Origin of the sequence: Mycobacterium sp. SMC-11, from assembly GCF_046250095.1 — a bacterium.
GTDB lineage: Bacteria > Actinomycetota > Actinomycetes > Mycobacteriales > Mycobacteriaceae > Mycobacterium > Mycobacterium heraklionense_A.
Genome location: NZ_CP176430.1, coordinates 4,427,641 through 4,450,560, shown reverse-complemented (window position 1 = coordinate 4,450,560; position 22,920 = coordinate 4,427,641). Strand labels below are relative to the sequence as shown.

22 protein-coding genes, 1 tRNA gene and 1 other RNA gene are annotated in these 22,920 nt (G+C 67.6%); 12 read left to right on the top strand and 12 right to left on the bottom strand.

Features of this window, described 5'->3' with window-relative positions; translation table 11 throughout:
• Complete coding sequence (locus ACKY0X_RS21095) at positions 1-684, bottom strand: TetR family transcriptional regulator (RefSeq protein ID WP_409427569.1); 684 nt, start codon at positions 682-684, stop codon at positions 1-3.
• A 56-nt stretch (positions 685-740) separates the two neighbouring features.
• On the opposite strand from ACKY0X_RS21095, the gene ACKY0X_RS21090 reads away from it, so the two are divergent.
• From ACKY0X_RS21090 to ACKY0X_RS21075, 4 genes are all read left to right on the top strand, one after another.
• The gene (locus tag ACKY0X_RS21090) at positions 741-1,217 is read left to right on the top strand and encodes an MmpS family protein (protein WP_065040214.1); all 477 of its coding nucleotides are present in this window, start codon (positions 741-743) and stop codon (positions 1,215-1,217) included.
• Complete coding sequence (locus ACKY0X_RS21085) at positions 1,214-4,114, top strand: RND family transporter (RefSeq protein WP_409427568.1); 2,901 nt, start codon at positions 1,214-1,216, stop codon at positions 4,112-4,114. The genes ACKY0X_RS21090 and ACKY0X_RS21085 overlap by 4 nt, the downstream gene beginning before the upstream one ends.
• A 214-nt stretch (positions 4,115-4,328) precedes the next feature.
• The gene (locus ACKY0X_RS21080; RefSeq protein WP_373693076.1) at positions 4,329-4,802 is read left to right on the top strand and encodes a DUF5078 domain-containing protein; all 474 of its coding nucleotides are present in this window, start codon (positions 4,329-4,331) and stop codon (positions 4,800-4,802) included.
• Between the two features lie 10 nt (positions 4,803-4,812).
• The gene (locus ACKY0X_RS21075; protein WP_409427567.1) at positions 4,813-5,376 is read left to right on the top strand and encodes a hypothetical protein; all 564 of its coding nucleotides are present in this window, start codon (positions 4,813-4,815) and stop codon (positions 5,374-5,376) included.
• Positions 5,377-5,407: 31 nt separating this feature from the next.
• On the opposite strand, the gene ACKY0X_RS21070 is transcribed toward ACKY0X_RS21075, so the two are convergent.
• From ACKY0X_RS21070 to ACKY0X_RS21060, 3 genes are all read right to left on the bottom strand, one after another.
• Positions 5,408-6,913: a DUF4226 domain-containing protein gene (locus ACKY0X_RS21070; protein WP_409427566.1), complete on the bottom strand. Its 1,506-nt coding sequence runs from the start codon at positions 6,911-6,913 to the stop codon at positions 5,408-5,410.
• A gap of 30 nt (positions 6,914-6,943) precedes the next feature.
• Positions 6,944-7,678, bottom strand: a complete 735-nt coding sequence (locus ACKY0X_RS21065; RefSeq protein ID WP_409427565.1) for a hypothetical protein — start codon at positions 7,676-7,678, stop codon at positions 6,944-6,946.
• Positions 7,679-7,759: 81 nt separating this feature from the next.
• Positions 7,760-7,845 (bottom strand) — tRNA-Ser (locus ACKY0X_RS21060).
• A 115-nt stretch (positions 7,846-7,960) separates the two neighbouring features.
• Between ACKY0X_RS21060 and ffs the strand changes: the two genes are divergently transcribed.
• The 4 genes from ffs to ACKY0X_RS21040 all read left to right on the top strand — a co-directional run bounded on the left by ffs (position 7,961) and on the right by ACKY0X_RS21040 (position 11,958).
• Positions 7,961-8,055: signal recognition particle sRNA small type (ffs, locus tag ACKY0X_RS21055), an RNA gene on the top strand.
• Between the two features lie 32 nt (positions 8,056-8,087).
• The gene (locus ACKY0X_RS21050) at positions 8,088-9,365 is read left to right on the top strand and encodes an aminotransferase class I/II-fold pyridoxal phosphate-dependent enzyme (protein ID WP_409427564.1); all 1,278 of its coding nucleotides are present in this window, start codon (positions 8,088-8,090) and stop codon (positions 9,363-9,365) included.
• A gap of 1 nt (position 9,366) precedes the next feature.
• On the top strand, positions 9,367-9,960 hold the full coding sequence (locus ACKY0X_RS21045; protein WP_409427563.1) for a CHAP domain-containing protein: 594 nt from the start codon (positions 9,367-9,369) through the stop codon (positions 9,958-9,960).
• A gap of 54 nt (positions 9,961-10,014) precedes the next feature.
• The gene (locus tag ACKY0X_RS21040; RefSeq protein ID WP_409427562.1) at positions 10,015-11,958 is read left to right on the top strand and encodes a DNA polymerase III subunits gamma/tau; all 1,944 of its coding nucleotides are present in this window, start codon (positions 10,015-10,017) and stop codon (positions 11,956-11,958) included.
• 4 nt (positions 11,959-11,962) lie between these two features.
• On the opposite strand, the gene ACKY0X_RS21035 is transcribed toward ACKY0X_RS21040, so the two are convergent.
• On the bottom strand, positions 11,963-13,273 hold the full coding sequence (locus tag ACKY0X_RS21035; RefSeq protein WP_409427561.1) for a class I SAM-dependent methyltransferase: 1,311 nt from the start codon (positions 13,271-13,273) through the stop codon (positions 11,963-11,965).
• Positions 13,274-13,356: 83 nt separating this feature from the next.
• Here ACKY0X_RS21035 and ACKY0X_RS21030 point away from each other — a divergent pair, with 83 nt between their 5' ends.
• Positions 13,357-14,580, top strand: coding sequence for an FAD-dependent oxidoreductase (locus tag ACKY0X_RS21030; protein WP_409427560.1), 1,224 nt, complete (start codon positions 13,357-13,359; stop codon positions 14,578-14,580).
• 5 nt (positions 14,581-14,585) lie between these two features.
• Here ACKY0X_RS21030 and ACKY0X_RS21025 read toward each other — a convergent pair whose 3' ends face one another.
• The 3 genes from ACKY0X_RS21025 to ACKY0X_RS21015 are packed head-to-tail and all read right to left on the bottom strand — an operon-like array spanning position 14,586 to position 18,093.
• Positions 14,586-15,890, bottom strand: coding sequence for a class I SAM-dependent methyltransferase (locus ACKY0X_RS21025; protein WP_409427559.1), 1,305 nt, complete (start codon positions 15,888-15,890; stop codon positions 14,586-14,588).
• Entirely contained in the window at positions 15,887-17,266 is a 1,380-nt protein-coding gene (locus tag ACKY0X_RS21020) for an FAD-binding oxidoreductase (protein WP_409427558.1), read from the bottom strand. The genes ACKY0X_RS21025 and ACKY0X_RS21020 overlap by 4 nt, the downstream gene beginning before the upstream one ends.
• A gap of 53 nt (positions 17,267-17,319) precedes the next feature.
• Positions 17,320-18,093, bottom strand: coding sequence for an Rv3717 family N-acetylmuramoyl-L-alanine amidase (locus ACKY0X_RS21015; protein ID WP_065040205.1), 774 nt, complete (start codon positions 18,091-18,093; stop codon positions 17,320-17,322).
• A gap of 118 nt (positions 18,094-18,211) precedes the next feature.
• Here ACKY0X_RS21015 and ACKY0X_RS21010 point away from each other — a divergent pair, with 118 nt between their 5' ends.
• From ACKY0X_RS21010 to ACKY0X_RS21000, 3 genes are all read left to right on the top strand, one after another.
• Positions 18,212-18,547, top strand: a complete 336-nt coding sequence (locus ACKY0X_RS21010; protein WP_024443029.1) for a YbaB/EbfC family nucleoid-associated protein — start codon at positions 18,212-18,214, stop codon at positions 18,545-18,547.
• Positions 18,548-19,159: a recombination mediator RecR gene (gene recR, locus ACKY0X_RS21005; RefSeq protein ID WP_024443030.1), complete on the top strand. Its 612-nt coding sequence runs from the start codon at positions 18,548-18,550 to the stop codon at positions 19,157-19,159. It abuts the gene before it with no gap.
• 106 nt (positions 19,160-19,265) lie between these two features.
• Positions 19,266-20,123 carry a hypothetical protein gene (locus ACKY0X_RS21000; protein ID WP_409427557.1) on the top strand — a complete coding sequence of 286 codons (858 nt, stop codon included), beginning with the start codon at positions 19,266-19,268 and terminating at the stop codon, positions 20,121-20,123.
• On the opposite strand, the gene ACKY0X_RS20995 is transcribed toward ACKY0X_RS21000, so the two are convergent.
• From ACKY0X_RS20995 to ACKY0X_RS20980, 4 genes are read right to left on the bottom strand one after another with little or no spacing between them, the layout of a single operon-like run.
• Positions 20,120-21,292, bottom strand: coding sequence for an NAD(P)/FAD-dependent oxidoreductase (locus ACKY0X_RS20995; protein ID WP_409427556.1), 1,173 nt, complete (start codon positions 21,290-21,292; stop codon positions 20,120-20,122). The two genes, ACKY0X_RS21000 and ACKY0X_RS20995, sit on opposite strands and share 4 nt — an antisense overlap.
• Positions 21,289-21,471, bottom strand: a complete 183-nt coding sequence (locus tag ACKY0X_RS20990; RefSeq protein WP_409427555.1) for a rubredoxin — start codon at positions 21,469-21,471, stop codon at positions 21,289-21,291. The genes ACKY0X_RS20995 and ACKY0X_RS20990 overlap by 4 nt, the downstream gene beginning before the upstream one ends.
• Complete coding sequence (locus ACKY0X_RS20985) at positions 21,468-21,641, bottom strand: rubredoxin (protein ID WP_065040202.1); 174 nt, start codon at positions 21,639-21,641, stop codon at positions 21,468-21,470. Before ACKY0X_RS20985 ends, ACKY0X_RS20990 begins: the two co-directional genes overlap by 4 nt.
• Positions 21,641-22,864, bottom strand: a complete 1,224-nt coding sequence (locus ACKY0X_RS20980; protein ID WP_409427554.1) for an alkane 1-monooxygenase — start codon at positions 22,862-22,864, stop codon at positions 21,641-21,643. The genes ACKY0X_RS20985 and ACKY0X_RS20980 overlap by 1 nt, the downstream gene beginning before the upstream one ends.
• Between the last annotated feature and the right edge of the window lie 56 nt (positions 22,865-22,920).

The following is a 22,920-nucleotide window of genomic DNA, read 5'->3' as shown; positions in this document are numbered from 1 at the left end:
TCAGTTGGAGGACGCCAGCAGTCCGACGCAGGTGGCGGTGAGCAGTCGGGTCAACGCGGTGGTGAAGTCCAGGTTCCACTCCGGTGGTACCTGCCGCTCGGCGGCATAAGCGTCGGCCAGTTTCGTCGGTGGGTGCGCAACCTGCCACAACGGCGCTGCCAGCGAATAGGACGCCAACAACAGGTCGAAGGCACCTTGCTTGCCCAGTCGGGGGAGTGCCTGCAGCAGGGCGTCGGCCATGGTCAGCCCCGCCGCGGTGATCTTTCGTCGGATCTCGATCACCCGCTCGGCGTCTACTTCATGGTCGAGGTGCAAATGCAAGTTGGCCAGCATGTCGCAGAACAACGGGTCTGCGGCCAATCCGCTGGCCAGGGTGGCGGCCACCCGCTCCGGCGACATCGTTTCGGACTGTTGCAATGCGGTGCAAACGGTGTCTGACCAGCCTTCCCAGCTTTCGGCGGCCAGGCGCAGCAGCACTTCTTTGTGCGAGCTGAAGTAGCGCCGCACCGCGGAGTGGTGCACCCCGGCCCTGCTGGCCACGGCGGTCAGGGTCACCGATGCCACGCCGGTCTCTATTGCAACCGAGCGGGCGGCCTCCATCAACGCTTCAGCCCGCTGACGCTTGTTCGCGTCGCTGCGGGCGCGTTTGAAGGCGACCTGCCGCACAGCGAGAGGATAACGCACAAGATGTGCGTTGCAGGCCTCCGTGGGAGTGCTGTAGCGTGCGTTTACGCACGTTGATGTGGGTTAGGGTATCCAAAGCTTGCTGGTGTGAGGGGACTTCGATTTTCAAGGTACTGAGCCGGGTGTGGATACCCCTGGTGATCTTGGCGGTGGTCTGTGTTGCCGCATTCGCCGTGACGCGCATCCACGGCCTCTTCGCCTCTGAGAAGCGCCCTTCCTATTCCGACGGTCAGAACGACGAAACCAAGCCGTTCAACCCCAAGCGGTTGACGTACGAAATCTTCGGCCCGCCAGGAACGGTGGCCGACATCAGCTACTTCGACGTCAACTCCGAACCGCAACGCGTCTCCGACGCCACGCTGCCGTGGCACCTCGAAATCGTCACCACCCTTCCCGCGGTAGTGGGAAGCATCATGGCCCAAGGCAATAGCAACAGCATCGGCTGCCGCATCACGGTGGACGGAGAAGTGAAGGCGGAACGGATCTCCAACGAGGTCAACGCCTACACCTTCTGCCTGCTGAAGGCGGCATGAGCCAGCCCAGCACCCCCGGCGCCGGCGCCGCGCCGGAGCGACCGTTCATCGCGCGGACCATCCGCCGGTTCGCCATACCGATCATCCTGGCGTGGCTGGCGCTGATCGCGGTGCTCGTCACCACCGTCCCGCCCCTGGAGGAGGTCGGTAAGCAGAACGCCGTTTCGGCGAGCCCCAAGGACGCCCCGTCCATGCAGGCCATGACCGAGATGGGCAGGGTCTTCCAGGAGTCGGACTCCGACAGCACTGCGATGGTCGTGCTGGAGTCCGACCACGAGCTGGGCGATGCCGAGCACGAGTACTACGCCGAAGTGGTCGAGAAGCTCAAGGCCGACACCGCACACGTCCAGCACGTGCAGGACTTCTGGGGTGACCCGATGACTGCCGTCGGCGCCCAAAGCCCCGACGGCCGAGCGACGTACGTGCAACTGAACCTGGTCGGCAACATCGGCCAGGCGGCCGCGAACGACTCCGTCGAATCCGTTCGGCAGATCGTGGACTCGGTCCAGACCCCGCCCGGGCTGAAGGTCTACGTGACCGGCACCGCGGCGCTGGCCAAGGACATGAACCACGCCGGCGACAAGTCGATGTTCAAGATGATGATGGTCACCATCCTGGTGATCCTGACCATGCTGTTGCTCGTCTACCGGTCGATCATCACGGTGGCGCTGCTGCTGGGCATGGTCTACATGGAGCTCAACGCCGCCAGCGGAGTGGTGGCGTTCATGGGACATCACCACTGGGTCGGCTTGACGACGTTCGCCGTCAACCTGCTGGTCTCGCTGGCGATTGCCGCCGGCACCGACTATGCGATCTTCCTGATCGGCCGCTACCACGAGGCGCGCCAAGCCGGCGAAGACCGGGAATCGGCGTACTACACGGCTTTTGAAGGCGTCGCGCACGTCATCCTGGGCTCGGGCCTGACCATCGCCGGGGCGGTGTTCTGCCTGCACTTCACCCGGATGCCCTACTTCGTCACGCTGGGCATCCCGTGCGCGGTGGGCATGCTCATCTCGGTCACCGCGGCGTTGACGCTGGGCCCGGCGATCATCACGGTCGGCAGCCGGTTCGGCCTGTTCGACCCCAAGCGCGCGACGAGCACCCGCGGCTGGCGGCGGGTGGCGACGGTGATCGTCCGCTGGCCGGGTCCGGTTCTGGTCGCCTCCCTGGCGGTCGCGGCCGTCGGCCTACTGACGCTGCCGGGATATCAGCCGGCCTACGACGACCGGAAGTACATTCCCACCGACATCCCCGCCAACGAAGGATTCGCCGCAGCGGACCGGCATTTCTCGCAGTCCCGAATGATGCCCGAGATACTGCTGATCGAGTCCGACCACGACATGCGCAACCCGTCGGACTTCCTGATCATCGACAAGCTGGCCAAGTCGGTGTTCAAGGTCGTCGGGATCTCCCGGGTTCAGGCGATCACCCGCCCGCAGGGCACCCCGCTGGAACACACCTCGATCCCGTTCCAGATCAGCATGCAGAACGCCGGCCAGCTGCAGACCATGCAGTTCCAGAAGAAACGCATGGACGACATGCTGACCCAGGCCGAGGCGATGGCCCAGACCATCGCCACCATGCGCCAGATGTATGGCCACATGAGCCAACTGGCCGGCATCACCCACGACATGGTCGTCGACATGGACGACCTACAGGCCCAGATCTACGAGATCCGGGACCACATCGCCGATTTCGAAGACTTCTGGCGGCCGATCCGCAATTACTTCTACTGGGAACCGCACTGCTACGACATTCCGATCTGCTTCTCGCTGCGCTCGGCGTTCGACATGGTCGACAGCGTTGATCCGATGAGCGAGAGCATGGACAAGATGATCGCGCACATGGGCGACATGGACGCCCTGATGCCGCAGATGCTGAGCACCTTCCCGCCGATGATCGACACCATGGAGACCATGCGGACCATGATGCTGACGATGCACAGCACCATGTCCGGGATCTTCGATCAGATGGACGAGATGAGCGACAACGCCACCGCGATGGGCAAGGCGTTCGACGAGTCCAAGAACGACGATTCGTTCTACCTGCCGCCGGAGGTGTTCGAAAACCCGGACTTCAAGCGGGCCATGAAAATGTTCATCTCCCCGGATGGCAAGGCCGTCCGGATGATGATCTCGCACCGGGGCAATCCGGCTACGGCCGAAGGCATTTCGCACATCGACAAGATCCGCGTCGCGGCAGAGGAAGCGCTCAAGGGCACGCCGCTCGAAGACGCCAAGATCTATCTCGGTGGGACAGCGTCACTGTTCAAGGACATGCACGACGGTTCCAACTACGACCTGCTGATCGCCGGAATCGCCTCGCTGTGCCTGATTTTCATCATCATGTTGCTGATCACCCGCGCCCTGATCGCGGCGTTGGTGATCGTCGGCACCGTGGCGTTGTCGCTGGGTGCGTCGTTCGGGCTGTCGGTGCTGTTCTGGCAGTACCTCATCGGCATGCAGCTGCACTGGCTGGTGCTGGTGATGTCGGTCATCATCCTGCTGGCGGTGGGCTCGGACTACAACCTGCTATTGGTGGCCCGGTTCAAAGAGGAGATCCACGCCGGACTGCATACCGGCATCATCCGCGCGATGGGCGGCACCGGGAAGGTGGTGACGTCGGCCGGGCTGGTGTTCGCCTTCACCATGACGTCGATGGCGGTCAGTGACCTGCGCATCATCGGACAGATCGGCACCACTATCGGGTTGGGGCTGATGTTCGACACGTTGATCGTGCGGGCGTTCATGACTCCGTCGATAGCGGCGCTGCTGGGGCGCTGGTTCTGGTGGCCAATCAACGTGCTGCCGCACGTCGGCGGGAAAGCCGCCCGGCATCGAGACGCCGCCGCGCTCGCACGAGGGGATGACACCGAGGAGCTGGCCCACAAGCGGTAGTCGAGTGTGAGCGATCGCATGCTCAGGCCCGGAAAACTAGTTAGGTAGCATGGCTAAAGTTATGTAGCATTGCTTACTGAGTTCGGATGGCTAAGCGGCCATTTGCTGGCGCTTTCGCCTCACCTGCTTCACCCGACTCAGCGGTCTCACCGGCGGGTTTAGCGTCCGAAAACTGACAGAGTGAAAGGGCCGGGGAATGGCTACAGTGGACTCCATGCGTACGCACCGCTCGATTCTGCGGGGCATCGTCGTGACCGCTGCCGCCGCCGGCGCAGCCGTGGCCGCGGTGCTGTTGCCCGCCACCGCCTCCGCCGACGCGACCGACGACTTCCCGATCCCGCGTCGCGTGATTCGCACCGACTGCAGTGCCGAGCAGATGCTGGCCGCCAGCCGCGACCTGTCGCCGATCTACTACGAGCGCTACATGATCGACATGCACAACAAGCCGGTCCAGGTGCAGCAGGCCACCATCGACAAGATGCACTGGTTCTTCTCGCTGAACCCCGATCAGCGCCGGGCCTACTCCGAGGAGTTGGCGACCAATTTCGCCGACCCGCTGACGGTGTCGTGGCCCAACCACGCCAAGATCTTCTTCAACAACAAGGGCGTCGTCGCCAAGTCGACCGAGGCCTGCAGTCAGTACCCGCGCGACGACATGTCGGTGTGGGACTGGGCCCCCAAGCCGTAACAGGAGACCGATGAACGGTTCCACCCGTCGAGTCATGCGGGTTCTGCTCGTCGCCGGCGCGGTGGGCGGCCTGTTTCTCGGGGCCCCGGGATCACCGGCGGGCGCGCAACCTGCGGGGTTCCCCAACTTCGACGACTTCACCGCGGTCCCGGTGGACAACTACATCTCGACGGGCCCCAAGGGGCCGGGGCGGTGGGTGAACTTCTCCACCCCCTACAACGTCGCCTGCCAATTCGACGCCGTCGACCCGCCCGCCGGATCGTCGCAGGCCATCATGTGCGACGGCGATATGCCGGGCTTGGCCAACGCGCCGCTGGGCTCGGGCGCCCCCGTGCCGGGCGGCTGTGTGATCGGGACAGTGCGCTCGCAGGGCGCGGCGGGGCTGCGGCTGAACCGCGAATCGACCGGTTGCGGTCGCCAGTTCTCCAACGGAGCCTTCCTGGGCGTCGGGCAGAAGTTGTCGTACGGCAATGTCACCTGCGCGGTGGGCACCGATCAGCTTGTCGCCTGCCTGGACACCTCGCTGGGGCATCACGGCTTCGTGCTGAGCCCGTCGGGCAGCACGGCGTTCTAGAGGTTCTAGGGCCCTCCCGGTCCCGCCTGCGCTACCGGTCGATGTTGAACGTGGTGGTGTAGGTCCGCGGGTGATAAGGCGGTGGCGGCGCATCCGGCCCGCTCGGCCAGCCCTCGGGCCTCGGCCACGTGCTGACCCGCATCGTGACCTGCTCTTGCCCGTTGGGAAGCGTCTCGATGTTGACGATGCTCGGCCCGTACGGGACGGCCGGCTCATTACCGGGGCTTGGGATGAATCCGGGGCCGGTGAGCTCCTGCGAGGGAGCCTGCAGCAGTCCCTGTGGGCTGCCCGCGGTGACGCCCACGACCTGGCCGTCGTCGCTGGCGCTGGTCAACAGATACCCGCCCTGGGGCAGCGACACAATCTGATTCTCCCGATCGGCCGGACCGAGGTTGTTGAAGGTGCCGACCTCGTGCAGGCTGTTCATCCAGGCATTCGGCGGGTCACCGGCGCCGACCGGGGCCGACTGCCACAGGGCGCGCTGACCGTCCTGGCCGACGTTGCCAACGATCATCATGGTTCCGGATGCCGGGTCGTAGACGCCGCTGGCCTGGGAGATGCCCACCTTGGTGTCCGAGCCGAGCGGGGTGCCCAGCAGCGGCCCCAAATCCGTTGCCGGATCGGCCAGATTCTGGACCCGCGATTCTGGCGCGATGTAGTTCTCGGGTGAGGTGCCGGGCCCGTAGGGGCGCACACTGTAGAAGGCGTATTGCTGGCCGTCGGGGCCGACGGCGGTGCCGGTCGGTAGTGCCCGGAAACCCTCGTCGACGGGGAACGGATTGTCGATGTCGGGCTTGCCGGGGGTGTGCAGGCGGGGGTGGCCGCTCTCCGGGTCGCCGGTGATGACGATGCCGGTGCCCGGGATCGTCGCGCCCAGGTCATACGGCGAACCGTCCTGCTTCTCCGGCATCGGTGGGCTGCCCACGCCGGCGATGGTGGGATCGCGGGGCTGCTCGCCGTCAGCGGGAATGGTGTTGTCCACCAGTCGGATATGCGGGTCCTGGTCGTCCTCACCGCTGCCCAGCTTGTAGTGGTTGGTCAGGGTCTGCGCCAGCTGCGACCGGTGGCGGCTGTCGGCGGCGGCGTCGGAGACCACCCGGTGGATCTCGCGGGTCTTGGCGGTGAGGAATCGCTGGAACTGCCGGGAACCGGTGGGGGTGTCCAGTCCTGGCCAGGTGGCGGCCGTTTCGCGGATCTCGGCCTCGATGGCGTCGAGGCGTTGCCGTGAACTCACGGCATTACGTACGGCCTGTTGCAGGATCGTCTGGAGCTCTTTGTCGGCTGCTACCGATGTGGCCAGCCGGTTCGCGAGCGCCTCTTCACGCGCGCGCGCCGCATCCGCGAAGGCACCGCGTTGATGCGGCGGTTCCAGCTTCGCCTCTCCTCCGTCGAGCCTCGCTGAACCGCCGGGTCCATGCGGCGGTTCCAGCTTCGCCTCTCCTCCGTCGAGCCTCGCTGAACCGCCGGGTCCATGCGGCGGTTCCAGCTTCGCCTCTCCTCCGTCGAGCCTCGCTGAACCGCCGAGGTTCTCGGCCATAGCGAACAGGGTAGCCGCGGCGGATCGGGCTTACTGGCCCTTTTTCGCCCGGCGCTTGCCGGACGGGCGCAACTTGTCCTCGCCGGTTGAGGCCGACTCGCCCGCTTCTTCGCCCGTCGACTCGACGATCTCAGTGGCTTCAGGCTCCTCGTCAACCGCGGCGTCAGCGTCGGCGTTGTCGTCGGACTCGTCGGTGTCAGCCTCCTCGGAGTCCTCAGGGCCCTCGGTGTCCTCAGCGTCCTCAGCGTCCTCGGCCTTTGCGTCGTCGGACTTCTTACCCCGGCGGCGCCCGCGCTTGGGCTGCTTCTCGGCCTTGGGCTTGATCGGTTTGGGCGGCGGCGGCGGCAGTTCAGCGACGAATGCCAGGTAGAACGCGCCGATCCCCAACAGGGCGATCGCGGCAGCGGCGCCGTAGATCCCGAACAGCCACACACCGAAGCTGTCCAGCGACAACCAGATCTCACTGACCGCGGTGCCGGCGATCAACACTGCGGCCACCAGGTGCGCCACGATCGAGCCGGTCCGCAGCGACAGCGCAAGCTGCGGGGTGCCGTACTCGGGCTTGCGGGACTGCTTCAACACCGCTGCTACCGGCAGGGCCGTCGCCCCGACCAGCAGTCCGAGGAGGACTCGCATCACGGTGCCCAGCACGTGCGGGCTGAAGCCGGTTAGCTCCCACCACCGCGGCAGGACAAAGAGGAAATAGAGGATGGCGGCGAGAGTCGAGAGCGACGCGTGCCAAACCGTGGCGACGGTACGACTCACGCCACCTCCCATGCTCGTCAGCTAGTGATTCAGGTGCGGCCGGACCTCGATCTTTCGGTCCGGCCGCACCTGAATCGGGTGCGGAGGATAGGGGATTTGAACCCCTGAGGGCTATTAACCCAACCCGCGTTCCAGGCGAGCGCCATAGGCCACTAGGCGAATCCTCCGTCGGCAATGGTAGCTGAGTCCCGTGCGTGCCTCGCGCACTCCTCTTCCTGCCCGCCTCCGCGGTGGCCCGCAGCGCCCGGCTTCGCCGCGCTCGCGACCCCCGCTAGACTTGCCCGTGGACCCCGCGCGGCGTCCATCCTGTGAACTCCCCCAGGGCCGGAAGGCAGCAAGGGTCAATGGGCTCTGGCGGGTGCGCGGGGTCCCCTTATATCTCGGGCCTTCGACGTTGAAAGGCGCACCCGTGTCGCTGCATACCCTCAACCGTGCCGACCTGACCGCGCAATATGAGCGCTACCAGCGAGACTACGCCGAGCTGCAGGCCAAGAAGCTCGCACTGGACCTCACCCGCGGCAAGCCGGCGCCCGAGCAGCTCGACCTCGCCAACGGACTGCTGGCCCTGCCCGGCCCGGACGACTACCGCGGTGACGACGGCACCGACACCCGCAACTACGGCGGCCTGCACGGCCTACCCGAGCTGCGCTCCATCTTCGGGGAGCTGCTCGGCATCGCGGTGCCCAACCTGATCGCCGGCAACAACGCCAGCCTCGAATTCATGCACGACGTCGTCGTCTACTCGATGCTGCACGGCGGTGTGGACTCGCCGCGGCCCTGGGGGCAGGAGCAAGACGGCATTAAGTTCCTGTGCCCGGTGCCCGGCTACGACCGGCACTTCGCGATCACCGAGACCCTGGGCATCGAGATGATCCCGGTCCCGATGCGCGAGGACGGCCCGGACGTCGACCTGATCGAAGAACTCGTCGCCGCCGACCCGGCCATCAAGGGCATGTGGACCGTGCCGGTGTTCGGCAACCCGACCGGCATCACCTACTCCTGGGAGACCGTGCGCCGGCTGGTGCAGATGAAGACCGCCGCCCCCGACTTCCGGCTGTTCTGGGACAACGCCTACGCGGTGCACACCCTGACCACCGAGTTCCCCCACCAGATCGATGTGCTCGGGCTGGCCGCGGCGGCGGGCAACCCGAACCGGCCGTACGTGTTCGCCTCCACCTCGAAGATCACCTTCGCCGGAGCCGGCGTCAGCTTCTTCGGTGGCTCGCTGGGCAACATCGCCTGGTACTTGCAGTACGCCGGGAAGCGCTCGATCGGCCCGGACAAGGTCAACCAGCTGCGTCACCTGCGGTTCTTCGGCGACGCTGACGGCGTGCGGCTGCACATGCGCCGCCACCAGGAGATCCTGGCGCCCAAGTTCGAGTTGGCCGCCGAGATTCTGGAGAACCGACTCGGTGACTCCAAGATCGCGTCGTGGACCGACCCCAAGGGCGGCTACTTCATCAGCCTGGATGTCTGGCCGGGCACCGCCCGACGCACCGTGGCGCTGGCCAAGGATGCCGGCATCGCGGTCACCGAAGCCGGTGCGTCGTTCCCGTACCGCAAGGACCCCGACGACAAGAACATTCGGATCGCCCCGTCGTTCCCGTCCCTCGAGGACCTGCGCAACGCCGTTGACGGTCTGGCCACCTGTGCGCTGCTGGCCGCCGCCGAGCACCTGTTGGGCTGACATGCCGCGTGCCTGGGGCTGCGCAGTACTGACGGCAGCGTTCTGTGTGCTGGGCCAGATTCCCGCGGCCCACGCGGTGCCCGATCGGCCGGTCGACCCTGCGCCGGTGCAGGTCGGGCCCGAGGAGCCCGGGGCATTGCCGCCGAGGGCCGCCGAACAACTCGACGCCTTCCGTCACGATGCCGCCGAGGGTGCACTGGGAAATCCGGTCATGTACGGCGACGGCCAGTGTTATCCGCTCGTGCAGCAGTACATTCAGGCGCTGGGTTCCTGGCAAAACAGAGACCCCAGCGGCAACGCCTTCGACCTCTACGAGCATTTCCCCACCAACGGTCTGGGCCAATACTTCGACCAGGTGCCATTCGACGGCGGTCTGAACGCGCCGCGGGTCGGGGATGTCGTGGTCTATGGCCCCGGTGGGTATGTCAGTGAACACGGCCATGCCGGGGTCGTCACGGCCGTGCGGGGCAGCGGCAGCCTGCTTCAGTACGAGGTCGCCGAACAGAACTCCAGCGGCCGGTTGTTCGTGACGCTGAACTGGCGTGACGTCAGCCCGATGTGGAACACGCTGGGGTATCTGCGTCCGAAGCCGTAGCGCTTCGGCTGCCGGGCCTGCACCGCCGTCGGGCCGAGCAAGTACCCTGCTGGCGTGGCGCTCTACCGCAAATACCGGCCGGCATCCTTCGCCGAAGTGGTGGGGCAGGAGCACGTCACCGAACCCCTGTGCACCGCGTTGTCGGCGGGCCGGATCAACCACGCCTACCTGTTTTCGGGACCTCGCGGGTGCGGCAAGACCTCGTCGGCGCGCATCCTGGCCCGATCGCTGAACTGTGCGCAGGGGCCGACGCCGACGCCGTGCGGAACGTGTGACTCGTGCGTGGCGTTGGCCCCCAACGGCCCGGGCAGCATTGACGTCGTCGAACTCGACGCGGCCAGCCACGGTGGCGTCGACGACACCCGCGATCTGCGCGATCGCGCCTTCTACGCGCCCGCCCAGTCGCGCTACCGGATCTTCATCATCGACGAAGCGCACATGGTGACCACCGCGGGTTTCAACGCGCTGCTCAAGATCGTCGAGGAGCCGCCCGACCACCTGATCTTCGTGTTCGCCACCACCGAGCCCGAGAAGGTGCTGCCGACCATCCGGTCGCGCACCCACCACTACCCGTTCCGGCTGCTCGCGCCGCGGACCATGCGAGAGCTGATCGGCCGGATCTGCGAGCAGGAGCAGGTCGCCGTCGACGACGCTGTCTATCCCCTGGTGATCCGTGCCGGTGGCGGCTCGCCACGCGACACCCTGTCGGTGCTCGACCAGCTGCTGGCCGGCTCGGAGAAGGGCGCCGACGGGATCAACCACGTCCACTACCAGCGCGCGCTCGGCCTGTTGGGGGCCACCGATGTCGCACTGATCGACGAGGCGGTCGACGCCCTGGCCGCCGGGGACGCCGCATCGCTGTTCGGAGCGGTGGAGGCGGTCGTTGACGCCGGCCACGACCCGCGCCGGTTCGCCATCGACCTGCTGGAGCGGTTTCGGGACCTGATCGTGCTGCAGGCGGTCCCCGACGCGGTCGCCAAGGGTGTGGTCGACGCGCCCGAAGACATGCTGGAGCGGATGTATGAGCAGGCCGCCCGGCTGGGCCCGGCGACCTTGGCCCGTTATGCCGAGGTGGTGCACGCCGGCCTCGGCGAGATGCGCGGCGCGACCGCGCCCCGGTTGCTGCTGGAGGTGGTGTGCGCCCGGCTGCTGCTGCCGTCGGCAGCCGACACCGAAGCCGCACTGCTGCAACGGGTTGAGCGCATCGAGGGCCGACTGGACATGTCGATCCCGGCGGCGCCCGCACGGACCGGGGCCGCCCCCGCCGCGAGCTCGCCGGCGCCGGCCGCTGCCCCTGCGCCAGCGGCACCCGCCGCGTCACCCCCCAAGCAGTTCACCCGTCGCTCTACCCGGGCCGCTGAGCCCGCGCCCGCGCCGGCGCCCGCTGCCGCGCCCCCTCCCGAGCCGGTGCCGGCACCCGCCACGACGGTGCCCGAACCCGAACCCGCTGCACCACCCGCGCCGGCCCCCGCGCCGCCGCCCGAACCGGAGCCTGCCGCCGCGCCGCCGGCACCCGCACCCGCTGCGGTGGTGACTCCGGGCGAGCCCGATGCCGCCGCCGTACGCGCGATGTGGACCACGGTGCGCGACAAGGTTCGTCAGCGCAGCCGCACCACCGAGGTGATGCTCGCCGGCGCGACCGTGCGCACCGTGGACGGCAACACGCTGGTGCTCAGTCACGAGTCCGCCCCGCTGGCCCGGCGGCTCTCCGAGCAGCGCAACGCCGACGTCATCGTCGAGGCGCTCAAGGACGCCCTCGGGGTGAACTGGCGGGTGCGCTGTGAGGCCGGCGGACCCGCTCCAGACGCGGGCCAGTCGGCGGTGCCCGCTCAGGTCGACGTGGAGTCGGCGCGCCGCGCCGACGAGGAGGCCATGCTGGCCGAGGCTTTGGAAAACACGGCAGACGCCTCCGGTGCACCACCTCGTCGCGACCCCGAAGAAGTGGCCCTGGAGTTGTTGCAGAACGAGTTGGGCGCCCGCCGGATCAGCGGCGACTGATCGGCTAGGGCTGCCACCAAGGCCGCAGCGGCAGGTCGTCGTCACCGTCACGGTCGACGTTGCTGGCCAACACCTGATGCAGCTGGAACAGGTTGCGCTCGAAGCACAGCACCGACGCCGCCATGTAGAGCCCCCACACCTTGGCCCGGCCCAGCCCGACCTCGGCGACGGCCTCGTCCCAGTGCGCCACCAGGTTGCGGCCCCACTGCCGCAGCGTCATCGCGTAGTGGTGGCGGAAGTCCTCCTCGTGCAGCACTTCGAGCCCGGTCTGCTGAATGTCGGAGATGACGCGGCCTGAGCCGGTGATCTCGCCGTCGGGGAAGACATAACGGTCGGTGAAGGCGTCGCCGCGGTAGATCGAGTTGTCCGGCAGCGTCACGCACTGATTGAGCAGCAACCCGCCGGTGCGCAACTTCGACTTGAGGAAGCCGAAGTAGGAGCGGTAGTTCTTCACCCCGATGTGCTCGCTCACCCCGATCGATGAGATGGCGTCGAACCCGTCCTCGCGGATGTCGCGGTAGTCGCAGTGCCGCACCTCGGCCAGGCCCGCGAGCCCCTCGTCGGCGATGGCCCTTCGTGCCCACTCGACCTGTTCGGCCGACAGGCTCACCCCCAGCGCCTGAACGCCGCGGCGGGCGGCGTAGCGCACCATTCCGCCCCAGCCGCAGCCCACATCGAGCAGCCGGTCGCCGGCTTGCAGGCGCAGCTTTTCGAAGATCAGTCGGTACTTGTTCTCCTGCGCTTCCTCCAGGCTCGCATCGGGATTGGGGTAGATCGCACAGCTGTAGGTCATCGACGGGCCAAGCACCCACTCATAGAAGGTGTTGGAGACGTCGTAGTGGTGATGGATCGCGTCGGCGTCGCGCGCCTTGGAATGCCGCAGTCCCTCCGCGGTGCGACGCCATCGGGGTGGGGCTTCCTCCGGCGGTGGCGGTACGGGCTTCAGGTTCTTCAGCCCGATGGAACGGACGATGTTGGCCAGCTCGCGGGGCGACGGGTGCTTGAACTCCAGGTCCGCCATGGCGTTGAGCACCGGGTACGGATTGCCGGGGTGCACGCCGCGCAGCTCCAGATCGCCGGCGACGTAGGCGCGGGCGATCCCGAGCTGACCGAGTGACGTGGCCAGATAGGCGGTGGCGCGGGGGTTCAGCAGATCGACGCCCAGCTCCGTGTCGCTGGGTCCGACGCTGCTGCCGTCGTAGGCGGAGATCTTCAGCGGTGGCTGGCCTCCGCCCGCAAGGAGCATCAGAATCTCGGCCAAACCGAGCTTGCCGTTGGTGGTTTTCGTGCTTTTGGTCAGTGTTTTGGTCGCCATGGTATGAACCCCCCTTGCCGAGATGCGGATAACCGCCTGGGGGGCATCTCAAACACAGGTAACGTCGCACTTCTATGGGCGATATGACCGAAGCAACCACCTGTGCGATCGTCGGTGGCGGACCGGCAGGCATGGTTCTCGGTTTGTTGCTGGCCCGGGCTGGCGTAGAAGTGACGCTGCTGGAGAAGCACGCCGACTTTCTGCGCGATTTCCGTGGCGACACCGTGCACCCCACCACCCTGCGCCTTCTTGATGAGCTCGGGCTCTGGGAGCGCTTCACGACGCTGGGGCACAGTGAGATCCATCAGGTCAGCCTCGACGTGGCCGGGCGCGACGTCACGGTGGTCGATTTCGGCCGGCTGCGTCGCCAGCCGCACCCCTATGTTGCGATGGTGCCGCAGTGGGACCTGCTCAACCTGCTCGCCGAGTCCGCGCAGACCGAGCCGACGTTCACCTTGCGAATGCTGACCGAGGTCACCGGGCTGCTGCACGAGAACGGTCGGGTGGCCGGGGTGCGTTACCGCGCTGGCGAGCGCACCGGCGAACTGCGTGCCGATCTCACGGTGGCCTGCGACGGGCGCTGGTCGGTCGCGCGGCATGAGGCGGGCCTGCACTCACGCGAGTTTCCGGTGAACTTCGATGTGTGGTGGTTCCGGCTGCCGAACGACCGCGCCGCCCAGCCCACCTTGTTGCCGCGCCTCGGACCGGGCCGGGCCGCGATCATGATTCCGCGCGACAGTTACTTTCAGGTCGCCTACCTGGGGCGCAAGGGCACCGACGCCGACAAGCGAGCGCGCGGTATCGAGGGATTCCGTCGCGACGTGGTCGAGCTCATTCCCGAGGCCGCGGATTCGGTGGAGGCGCTGCAGAGCCTGGACGACGTCAAACACCTCGATGTGCGGGTGAATCGGTTGCGGCACTGGAGCATTGACGGGCTCTTGTGCATCGGCGACGCCGCACACGCCATGTCGCCGGTGGGTGGGGTCGGTATCAATCTGGCGGTGCAGGATGCGGTGGCCGCTGCGACCATCCTGGCCGAGCCGCTACGGCGCGGGCGGGTGACCGTTCGGGATCTGGCCGCCGTGCAGCGACGCCGGCAGCTGCCCACCGTCGTCACCCAATCGGTGCAGCGGGCAGCGCACCGGGCGCTGAATCCCATCCTGCGCGGCCAGAACCTCAGCCCGCCGGCGAGCGTGGGCAGGCTGTTCGCGATGTTGCCCTGGCTCTCGGCGATTCCGGCCTACCTGGTCGGTGTGGGCGTGCGCCCGGAGCGGGCCCCGGCCTTCGCGCGCCGCCAGAGCCGCTAGGGCTTTTAGGGCCGCCACCACGGCCGCAGCGGCAGGCCGGCGCCGTCGGCGCCGTTGACCGCCAGCGCGTGATGAAGCTGAATGCCGTTGTGCTCGAAGCCCAGCCGGGAACCGGCCATGTACAGGCCCCACACCTTGGCGGTGGCCAGCCCGACCTCGGCCACGGCGTCGTCCCAGTGCGCCACCAGGTTGGCGCACCAGTCGCGCAGGGTCAGCTCGTAGTGGTTGCGCAGATTCTCGGTGTGCAGTACCTCTAGGCCGACGTCCTGGATCTCGCTGATGATCCGGCCGGATCCGGCCAGCTCCCCATCGGGGAACACATAGCGGTCGATGAAATCGCCCGCGGTCGCACTGGATTTGTTGTCCGCCCGGGTGATGCAGTGGTTGAGCAGCAGGCCGCCGGGACGCAGCTTGGATTTGAGGAATCCGAAGTAGGCGGGGTAGTTGGCCACCCCGATGTGTTCGGTCATCCCGATCGAGGAGACCGCGTCGAATCCGGATTCGCCGACGTCGCGGTAGTCGCAGTGCCGCACCTCGGCGCGGTCGGACAGGCCGGCGTCGGCGATCGCGCGCTGCGCCCACTGGGCCTGCTCGGCCGACAGCGTCGCCCCGATGGCGCGCACCCCGTGCCGCGCCGCGTAGCGCACCATGCCTCCCCAGCCGCAGCCCACGTCGAGCAGCACGTCGCCGGGGCTCAACCGCAGCTTGTCGAAGATCAGCCGGTACTTGTTCTCCTGCGCCTGCTCCAGCGTCGCGTCCTGGGTTGGATAGACCGCGCAGGTGTAGGTCATCGACGGCCCCAGCACCCACTCGTAGAAGTCGTTGGACACGTCGTAGTGGTGATGGATCGCCCCGGCGTCCCGAGACTTGCTGTGCCGCAAACCTTCCGCGATGCGCCGCCACCGGGGGAGTGCCTCTTGGGGCGGCGGGGCGATCGGCACCAGATGTTCGATTCCGATCGAGCGCACGATGTTGGCCAGCACTCTGGGCGAGGGCCGTTTGAAGTGCAGTTCGTCGGCCAGTGCCTTGAGCAGCCGATAGGGGTCCCCGGGGTGCACGCCGTGCAGCCCCAGGTCGCCGGAGATGTAGGCGCGGGCCATCCCCAGGTCGCCGGGGGCGGTGGCCAGATAGGTGGTGCCGCGCGGGGTCAGCAGGTCCAGGCCCAAGGGGGCGTCCTCGGGCCCGGTGCTGCTGCCGTCGTAGGCGGTGAAGCGCAGCGGCAGGTGTCCGTCGGTGGCCAGGGTCTCCAGCACCTGGGCCAGGCTCAATCTGCCGGTCGGAGTGCGTACCTGCTCGCTGTCGATCGTCATCGTCGTCGCACCGCCTTGGCGTAGAGGTCCAGTAGCCGCGAGTCGGGGTCGTAAGTCTTTTTGATCCGGCGATAGGTTTCACCGCCGTAGAGCTCGTCAAACTCCGCGGGGGTGTAGTAAGAGTCGGAGTACAACGACTTGTGGCCGTCGAGCTCGCTCACCTTGGCCTCGATCAGCCGATTGGTGGCTCCCTCCGTGGCGCCGGCCGGGACCGATGACCAGAATCCGACGTTGACGTAGGTGCGATTGGACCGGATCGGGTACAGCGGCCACTCCTCGTCGCCGCGCAGCCGGAGCGGGCACAACCACACCGGCTCGATCGGAACGTGAGCGAAGAACCAGTCCAGGAATTGCCGGCAGCGCTCCAGTGGGACCTCGATGTCCTGCACCACCCGCTCACGAGGCGGGCGGTTATGCCGCTTCTCGATCCGGTCGGCGATGGCGAAGCGCTGGTCGTAGGCGATCAGTTTCGAGTAGACACTGCTGCGACGGTAGCGCCGCGGCCACCACCGGCGCACCAGGGGACGCTGGGCGCCGAACGCGCGCGAGCACCAGAACCAGTCGGTGTCCCAGCGCCACAGGTAGTCGTGGATGGTCAGCCGGTCATCTTTGATCCCGTGTGCGTGCCGGATCGAGCGGTAGTAGATCTGCTGGCCGGTGTAGTCGCTGACGGCGCCGGGGGAATCGGTCGCGATACCGACACACAGGTAACTCTCCCGGGGGCTGAACACCACGCCGTCGAGGTAGTCCACCGGAACGCCTTCGAGCCCGCCGGTGTCGATGATGCGGTCCATCGTGGCGACCAGCTCGTCCAGGGAATCGAAGCGGACGTGCCGCAACGCGACGAACGGCTTGACGGCCTCCAGTTCGATCCGCAGGCGCGTCGAATACCCGAGCGTGCCATAGGAATTCGGAAACGCGTGGAACAGATCCTCATGCTGGTCGCGCGATACCGTCAACAGTTCGCCGTCGCCGGTGAGCACGTCCATCTCCAGCACCGACTCGTGGGGAAGCCCGTTGCGAAACGACGCCGATTCGATTCCCAGGCCGCTGACCGCACCGCCGACGGTGATCGTCTTGAGCTGCGGGACCACCAACGGTGCCAGGCCGTAGGGGAGGGTGGCGGCGACCAGATCCTCATAGGTGCACATGCCGTCGACGTCGGCGGTGCGGTTCTCCGGGTCGATGGCAATGACGCTCACCAGACCCGAGGTGTCCAGACCGGGTGCTTGGCGCTTCGCGCGTGCCCGAAACAGGTTGGAGGTGGGCTTGGCCAGTCGGACCGATTCGTCCGCGGGGATGTTGCGGTAGCTGTCCAGCAGCCGGCGCACCCCCCGCGCGTGGGATGTCGGTGTATCGGCCGGCCGAACGGACATCACCTCCCACGCTAACGGCGGATCGGCGGACGTGCACGCCGCAGCGCTGCGAGTTAGGGCACTTGTGTCTGAGCGCTCAGGAAGCTGGCGATGCCGCGAGCCACGGCGTCGGCGTAACGCTGGCGGCCCGCTGGGCTCTCCATCAGGGCCGCGTCGGTGGCGTTTTTCATGTTGCCCAGCTCGACGAGGATCGAGGGGTATTCGGCCAGGTTGAGCCCGGCCAGGTCGGCGCGACCCTTCAACCCGTCGGTGCCGATGTAGTTGGCCGGCGGAATGCCCGCGGCCTGCAACTGGCTGCGCATGATCTGGGCGAACCGTACCGCCGGTCCCTCCTGGGCCGGGTTCAGCGGGGGTGCGGAGTAGTTGACGTGGAATCCGCGGCCGGCGGGCTGTCCGCCGTCGGCGTGGATGGACACGATGGCATTGGGGTGCAGCGCATTGGCCGCCGCGGCGCGTGCGTCGATGCACGGAGCCGGTCCGTTGTCGTCACCTCGCGACATCGCGGTGCGGACCCCGGCGGAGTTGAGGGCTTGGCGGATCCGCAGCGTGGTGTCCCAGGCGAAGCTGTGCTCGGGGTAGCCGGAGTTGGTCGCGGTGCCGCTGGTCTGGCAGTTCTTGGTGCCGCCCCGGCCGTTGGGCACCTGACGCGACAGGGCGGCGGGGTCACCCGCGCCGCTGTGGCCGGGGTCGAGGAACACGATCATCCCGGCGATGTTGCCGGGGGCTGCCGAGGCCAAGGGAGCGAGCGGGGCGCTCGGCACCGCGGCGGCCACCACCAGGCCGGTGGTGATCGCGATACCGACACGGACAAGAACTGGTACGCGCACGCCGCCAACGTAGGCCGGGGCCGTCTACGCTGGAATTCTCACACGCACCGGGTCTCGGAGCTGAAACCAAGCCGCAACCCAGTCGAGACCACGCACACGACAACGCAAGGGGAGTGTCATGCAACCAGGAGGCCCGCCCGACATGTCGGCGTTGCTGGCCCAGGCTCAGCAGATGCAGCAGCGACTGCTGCAGGCGCAGCAGGAGCTGGCCGTCACCGAGGTGCACGGGGAGGCCGGAAACGGCCTGGTCAAGGTCACCTCCAACGGCAGCGGCGAGGTGCTCGCGGTGCACATCGACCCGAAGGTCGTCGACCCCGAGGACATCGAGACCCTGCAGGACTTGCTGGTGGGAGCGCTCGCGGACGCCTCGAAGAAGGCGCACACGCTGGCCCAGCAGCGGCTGTCACCGCTGGCCGGCGGCATGGGCGGTGCGCTCGGCATGCCGGGAGCCTAGGTGTTTGAGGGTCCGGTTCAGGACCTGATCGATGAGCTGGGCAAGCTGCCGGGCATCGGCCCCAAGAGCGCCCAGCGGATCGCGTTTCACCTGCTGTCGGTGGAGCCGCCGGAGATCGACCGGCTTACCGCGGTGCTCACCAAGGTCCGCGACGGGGTGCGGTTCTGCGAGGTGTGCGGCAACGTCTCCGACGCGGAGCGGTGCCGGATCTGCGGGGATCCGCGCCGCGACTTCGCCCAGATCTGCGTCGTCGAGGAGCCCAAGGACGTCGCCGCTATCGAACGCACCCGGGAGTTCCGCGGCCGCTACCACGTGCTCGGCGGCGCGCTGGATCCCTTGTCGGGGATCGGCCCCGAGCAGCTGCGGGTGCGTGAGCTGCTGAATCGGGTCGGGGAGCGGGTGGATGGGGTGGACGTCAGCGAGGTGATCATCGCCACCGACCCCAACACCGAGGGCGAGGCCACCGCCACCTATTTGGTGCGGGTGCTGCGCGACATTCCCGGGCTCAGCGTGACGCGGTTGGCGTCCGGGTTGCCGATGGGCGGCGACCTGGAGTTCGCTGACGAGCTGACTTTGGGCCGGGCCTTCACCGGCCGCCGCGCCATGGCCTGACGTTCCCCTTTGCCTCGAAACCGACGTTTTGCAGGGAAAGTGCGAGTAGAGGCCTGCAAAACGTCGGTTTCGGGGAAGTGCCGGTGCCCGGGGGCACCATCGCGCCATGGAAAGGGTCTTCGTCGGCAGCGAGGCGATCGCCGCGGGCTTCCTGACCCGTCACGAACTCCAGCGGTGGTACCGCGCGGTCTTTCGCGGGATCTATCTGCCCAAGGACACGACGCCAACCCTGCGTGATCGTACGACGGCAGCCTGGCTCGCCTCCGGGCGCAAAGGAGTGATCGCCGGGGTCGCCGCCTCGGCACTGCACGGGGCCGAGTGGGTCGACGCCGACGTGGACATTGAACTCATCGCGCACAACACCCGCCCGCAAGCGGGCCTGATCGTCCGCGACGAAACCCTCGCCGACGACGAGAACACCAAAATTGCCGGTATCCCGGTCACCACCCCCGCCCGCACCGCATACGACCTGGCTCGCCACCTGCCCCGCGGCCAAGCGCTGGCCCGGCTCGACGCCTTGGCCCGGGCCACTCCGTTCAGCACCGAGGACGTGCTGTTGATCGCCAAGCACCACAAAGGTGCACGGGGTTCACGACGGCTGCGCACGGTGCTGCCGCTCGTCGACGCCGGCGCCGCTTCACCCAAGGAGACCTGGCTACGGCTGCGACTGATCGACGCCGGACTGCCCACCCCGACCACCCAGATCCCGGTGTGCGACCGCCGCTACTGGCCGTTCGCCTGGCTTGATCTGGGGTGGGAGGACTACAAGGTGTCCGCCGAGTACGACGGGGAACACCATCAGAAGGACCGCGCCCAGTACGTCAAAGACCGCCAGCGCCAGCGCAGGCTGGAACGCCTGGGCTGGATCAACATCCAGGTGATCAACGAGGACGACCCCCAAGAGGCGGTCCGCCGCGTCACCGAGGCGCTGCACGCCCGCGGCTGGCGATCGAAAGCCCCCTAGGCCGGCTGCAACACCTCGGCGATCGCCACCCCGGCGGCGATCTTGCCGCGGGCCGTCCGCACCTTCTCCGGGATACCGGCGCCCACCACCGCGACCAGCACTCCGTCACGCTCGTAGTAGGCCAGGAAGCGGCGGCCGTCATCGTCGACCACGTGCACGGTGTCGCCGGCTCCGGGCCGTCCCAGGCACTGAATCTTGACGTCGTACTGGTCGCTCCAGAAGTACGGCACGCCCGGGCTCACCACCGCTTCCAGGTTCAGCATCGCCGCCACCAGGGTCCGCGCCTGATCGGCGACGTTGCTCCAATGCTCGACGCGGATCTGGGTTCCGGCCGCATCCCGCCAGGACGCCACGTCGCCGATCGCCCACACATCCGGAGCGCTGGTGCGCCCGACCGCGTCGCAGACCACACCGTCGGCGACGTCGACATCACTGCCGGTCAGCCAGTCGCTGGCGGGCCTCGACCCGATGCCCACGACCACCAGATCGGCCGTCACCACCGAGCCGTCGGACAGCGTCACCGACTCGACGCCGTCGCCACCGGCGAGGGAGTCAACTGCCACGCCGGTGCGCACGTCGACGCCCTCATCGTGGTGCAGCCGGGCGATCAACGCCCCGGCCTGCTCGCCCAGCACGCCGGCCAGCGGTGCCGGCTGCGGCTCCACCAGCGTCACCTGCACGCCCAGACCGCGCAGGCTGGCGGCGACCTCGCATCCGATGAAGCCGGCGCCGATCACCACGGCGCGGCGTGCGCTCGCGGCCCGGCGCTGCAGCGCCACACAGTCGTCCAGCGAGCGCAGCACGCAAAGGCCGTCCCGGTCGCCGAGCGCCGCGATGCGGTTGGGTACCAGGCCGGTGGCGATCACCAGCTGGTCGTAGCCGAGCAGCTGTCCGTCGGCCAGCTCCACGGTGTGCGCCGCGACGTCGATGCCCAGAGCCGGGACACCGAGGCGCAACGTGATGCCGTTGTCGTGGTAGAAACTCGCCGGTTTCAAGGCAACATCATCCACCTCGCCGCGCAGCATTTGTTTGGACAGCGGCGGCCGGTCGTAGGGCGGGTGCTCTTCGGCGCCGACGATCGTGATCGGGTCGCCAAAGCCGTTGCGCCGAAGCTGTTCGGCGGTGCGTACGGCCGCCAGGCCCGCCCCGACGATGAGCACCCCGCTCACGGCCGCGCCACTTCCACCATCTCGAAGTCGGCCTTGGCTGCGCCGCAGTCCGGGCAGCTCCAGTCTTCGGGGATGTCCGCCCAGCGGGTGCCGGGCTCGATGCCGTCCTCCGGCCAACCCAGCGCCTCGTCGTATTCGAAGCCGCACTGCAGACACCGGAACAGTTTGTAGTCGCTCATGAGGTCACTCCCATCGGTTCGAAATCCAGCTTTTCGCGTACCGCGCAGTCCGGGCAGGTCCAGTCGTCGGGGATCTGTTGCCAGGGCGTGCCGGCCGGGAATCCCTCGCGGGGTTCCCCGTTGGCCTCGTCGTAGAGGTAGCCGCAGCCCGGGCATCCGTAAACGGCCATCAGACGGCCGCCCCGTAGCGAGCCAGCACCTTGTCGCGCACCCGCGGGTGAATGTTGGCCCGGGTGATGTCACCGGCGTAGTGCTCGAGCACCCGGTGGTCCATCAGCTTGCGCCACACCGTCGGGAAGTAGGTCACCCCGATCAGCGCCCCATAGCCGGCCGGCAGGTTCGGCGAGTCGTCGAAGCTGCGCAGCGTCTGGTAGCGCCGGGTGGGGTTGGCGTGGTGGTCGCTGTGCCGCTGCAGGTGGTAGAGGAACAGGTTGGTGACCATGTGGTCGGAGTTCCAGCTGTGCTGCGGTGTGCAGCGCTCGTAGCGGCCGCTGGCTTGCTTCTGGCGCACCAGCCCGTAGTGCTCGAGGTAGTTCACCGACTCCAGCAAGGACGACCCGTAGATGGCGTTGATCAGCACGTAGGGCCACAACGCGACGCCGAACACCGCGATCAGCACGCCCCAGAACAGCACTGACATGGCCAGCGCGTTGATCACGTCGTTGTCCGCCCAGGTCCGCGGGTCCCACGGGTTCTTGCCGGTCCGGCGGACCCGCTGGGCCTCCAATTCCCATGCCGACCGGACGCCGCCGAAAGTGCTGCGCGGCAAGAACTCCCAGAACGTCTCGCCGAAGCGGGCCGACGCCGGGTCTTCGGGGGTGGCCACCCGGACGTGGTGGCCCCGATTGTGCTCGACGTAGAAGTGGCCGTAGCAGACCTGGGCCAAGGTGATCTTGGCCAGCCAGCGCTCCAGCGACTCCCGCTTGTGGCCCAGCTCGTGGGCGGTGTTGATGCCGACCCCGGCGACGGTCGCGGTGGTCAGCGCCACCCCGATTTTGCCCAGCCAGCCCAGCGGCCCGTCGAAGCCGAGCCAGCCCAGGTCTGAGGCGGTGAACAGGTAGGCGCCGAAGATGGCGCTGGCGTACTGGAAGGGGATGTAGGCGTAGGTGGCGTAGCGGTAGTACTTGTCGTTCTCCAGCGCCGCCATCACCTCGTCCGGCGGGTTCTGCCCGTCGGCGCCGATCCAGAGGTCCAGTGCCGGCAGCAGCACGTAGAGCAGGATCGGCCCGATGTACAACGGCAGCTGCGCGGCGGTGTGCAGGCCGGCCTGGTTGAGTGCCCAGACCAGCGGCAACATCAAGAACAGCATGGTGGGCACCACCAGGCCCAGCAGCCACAGGTGACGCTTCTTGTCCTGCCAGAGCTTCGGTTCGCTGGCCATCTCGGTGCTCATCGCGTTCAACCCCTCGCCTCGGTCACACCACGTTTTCGGATGTGCCTGACGTTAGG

Excerpts from the sequence above, each read along its gene's own strand:
- ACKY0X_RS21090 (WP_065040214.1), top strand. The coding sequence starts at position 741 with ATGTGGGTTAGGGTATCCAAAGCTTGCTGGTGTGAGGGGACTTCGATT.
- ACKY0X_RS21085 (WP_409427568.1), top strand. The coding sequence starts at position 1,214 with ATGAGCCAGCCCAGCACCCCCGGCGCCGGCGCCGCGCCGGAGCGACCG.
- ACKY0X_RS21080 (WP_373693076.1), top strand. The coding sequence starts at position 4,329 with ATGCGTACGCACCGCTCGATTCTGCGGGGCATCGTCGTGACCGCTGCC.
- ACKY0X_RS21075 (WP_409427567.1), top strand. The coding sequence starts at position 4,813 with ATGAACGGTTCCACCCGTCGAGTCATGCGGGTTCTGCTCGTCGCCGGC.
- ACKY0X_RS21070 (WP_409427566.1), bottom strand. The coding sequence starts at position 6,913 with ATGGCCGAGAACCTCGGCGGTTCAGCGAGGCTCGACGGAGGAGAGGCG.
- ACKY0X_RS21045 (WP_409427563.1), top strand. The coding sequence starts at position 9,367 with ATGCCGCGTGCCTGGGGCTGCGCAGTACTGACGGCAGCGTTCTGTGTG.
- ACKY0X_RS21035 (WP_409427561.1), bottom strand. The coding sequence starts at position 13,273 with ATGGCGACCAAAACACTGACCAAAAGCACGAAAACCACCAACGGCAAG.
- ACKY0X_RS21030 (WP_409427560.1), top strand. The coding sequence starts at position 13,357 with ATGACCGAAGCAACCACCTGTGCGATCGTCGGTGGCGGACCGGCAGGC.
- ACKY0X_RS21025 (WP_409427559.1), bottom strand. The coding sequence starts at position 15,890 with ATGACGATCGACAGCGAGCAGGTACGCACTCCGACCGGCAGATTGAGC.
- ACKY0X_RS21020 (WP_409427558.1), bottom strand. The coding sequence starts at position 17,266 with ATGTCCGTTCGGCCGGCCGATACACCGACATCCCACGCGCGGGGGGTG.
- ACKY0X_RS21010 (WP_024443029.1), top strand. The coding sequence starts at position 18,212 with ATGCAACCAGGAGGCCCGCCCGACATGTCGGCGTTGCTGGCCCAGGCT.
- ACKY0X_RS21000 (WP_409427557.1), top strand. The coding sequence starts at position 19,266 with ATGGAAAGGGTCTTCGTCGGCAGCGAGGCGATCGCCGCGGGCTTCCTG.
- ACKY0X_RS20990 (WP_409427555.1), bottom strand. The coding sequence starts at position 21,471 with ATGAGCGACTACAAACTGTTCCGGTGTCTGCAGTGCGGCTTCGAATAC.
- ACKY0X_RS20985 (WP_065040202.1), bottom strand. The coding sequence starts at position 21,641 with ATGGCCGTTTACGGATGCCCGGGCTGCGGCTACCTCTACGACGAGGCC.
- ACKY0X_RS20980 (WP_409427554.1), bottom strand. The coding sequence starts at position 22,864 with ATGAGCACCGAGATGGCCAGCGAACCGAAGCTCTGGCAGGACAAGAAG.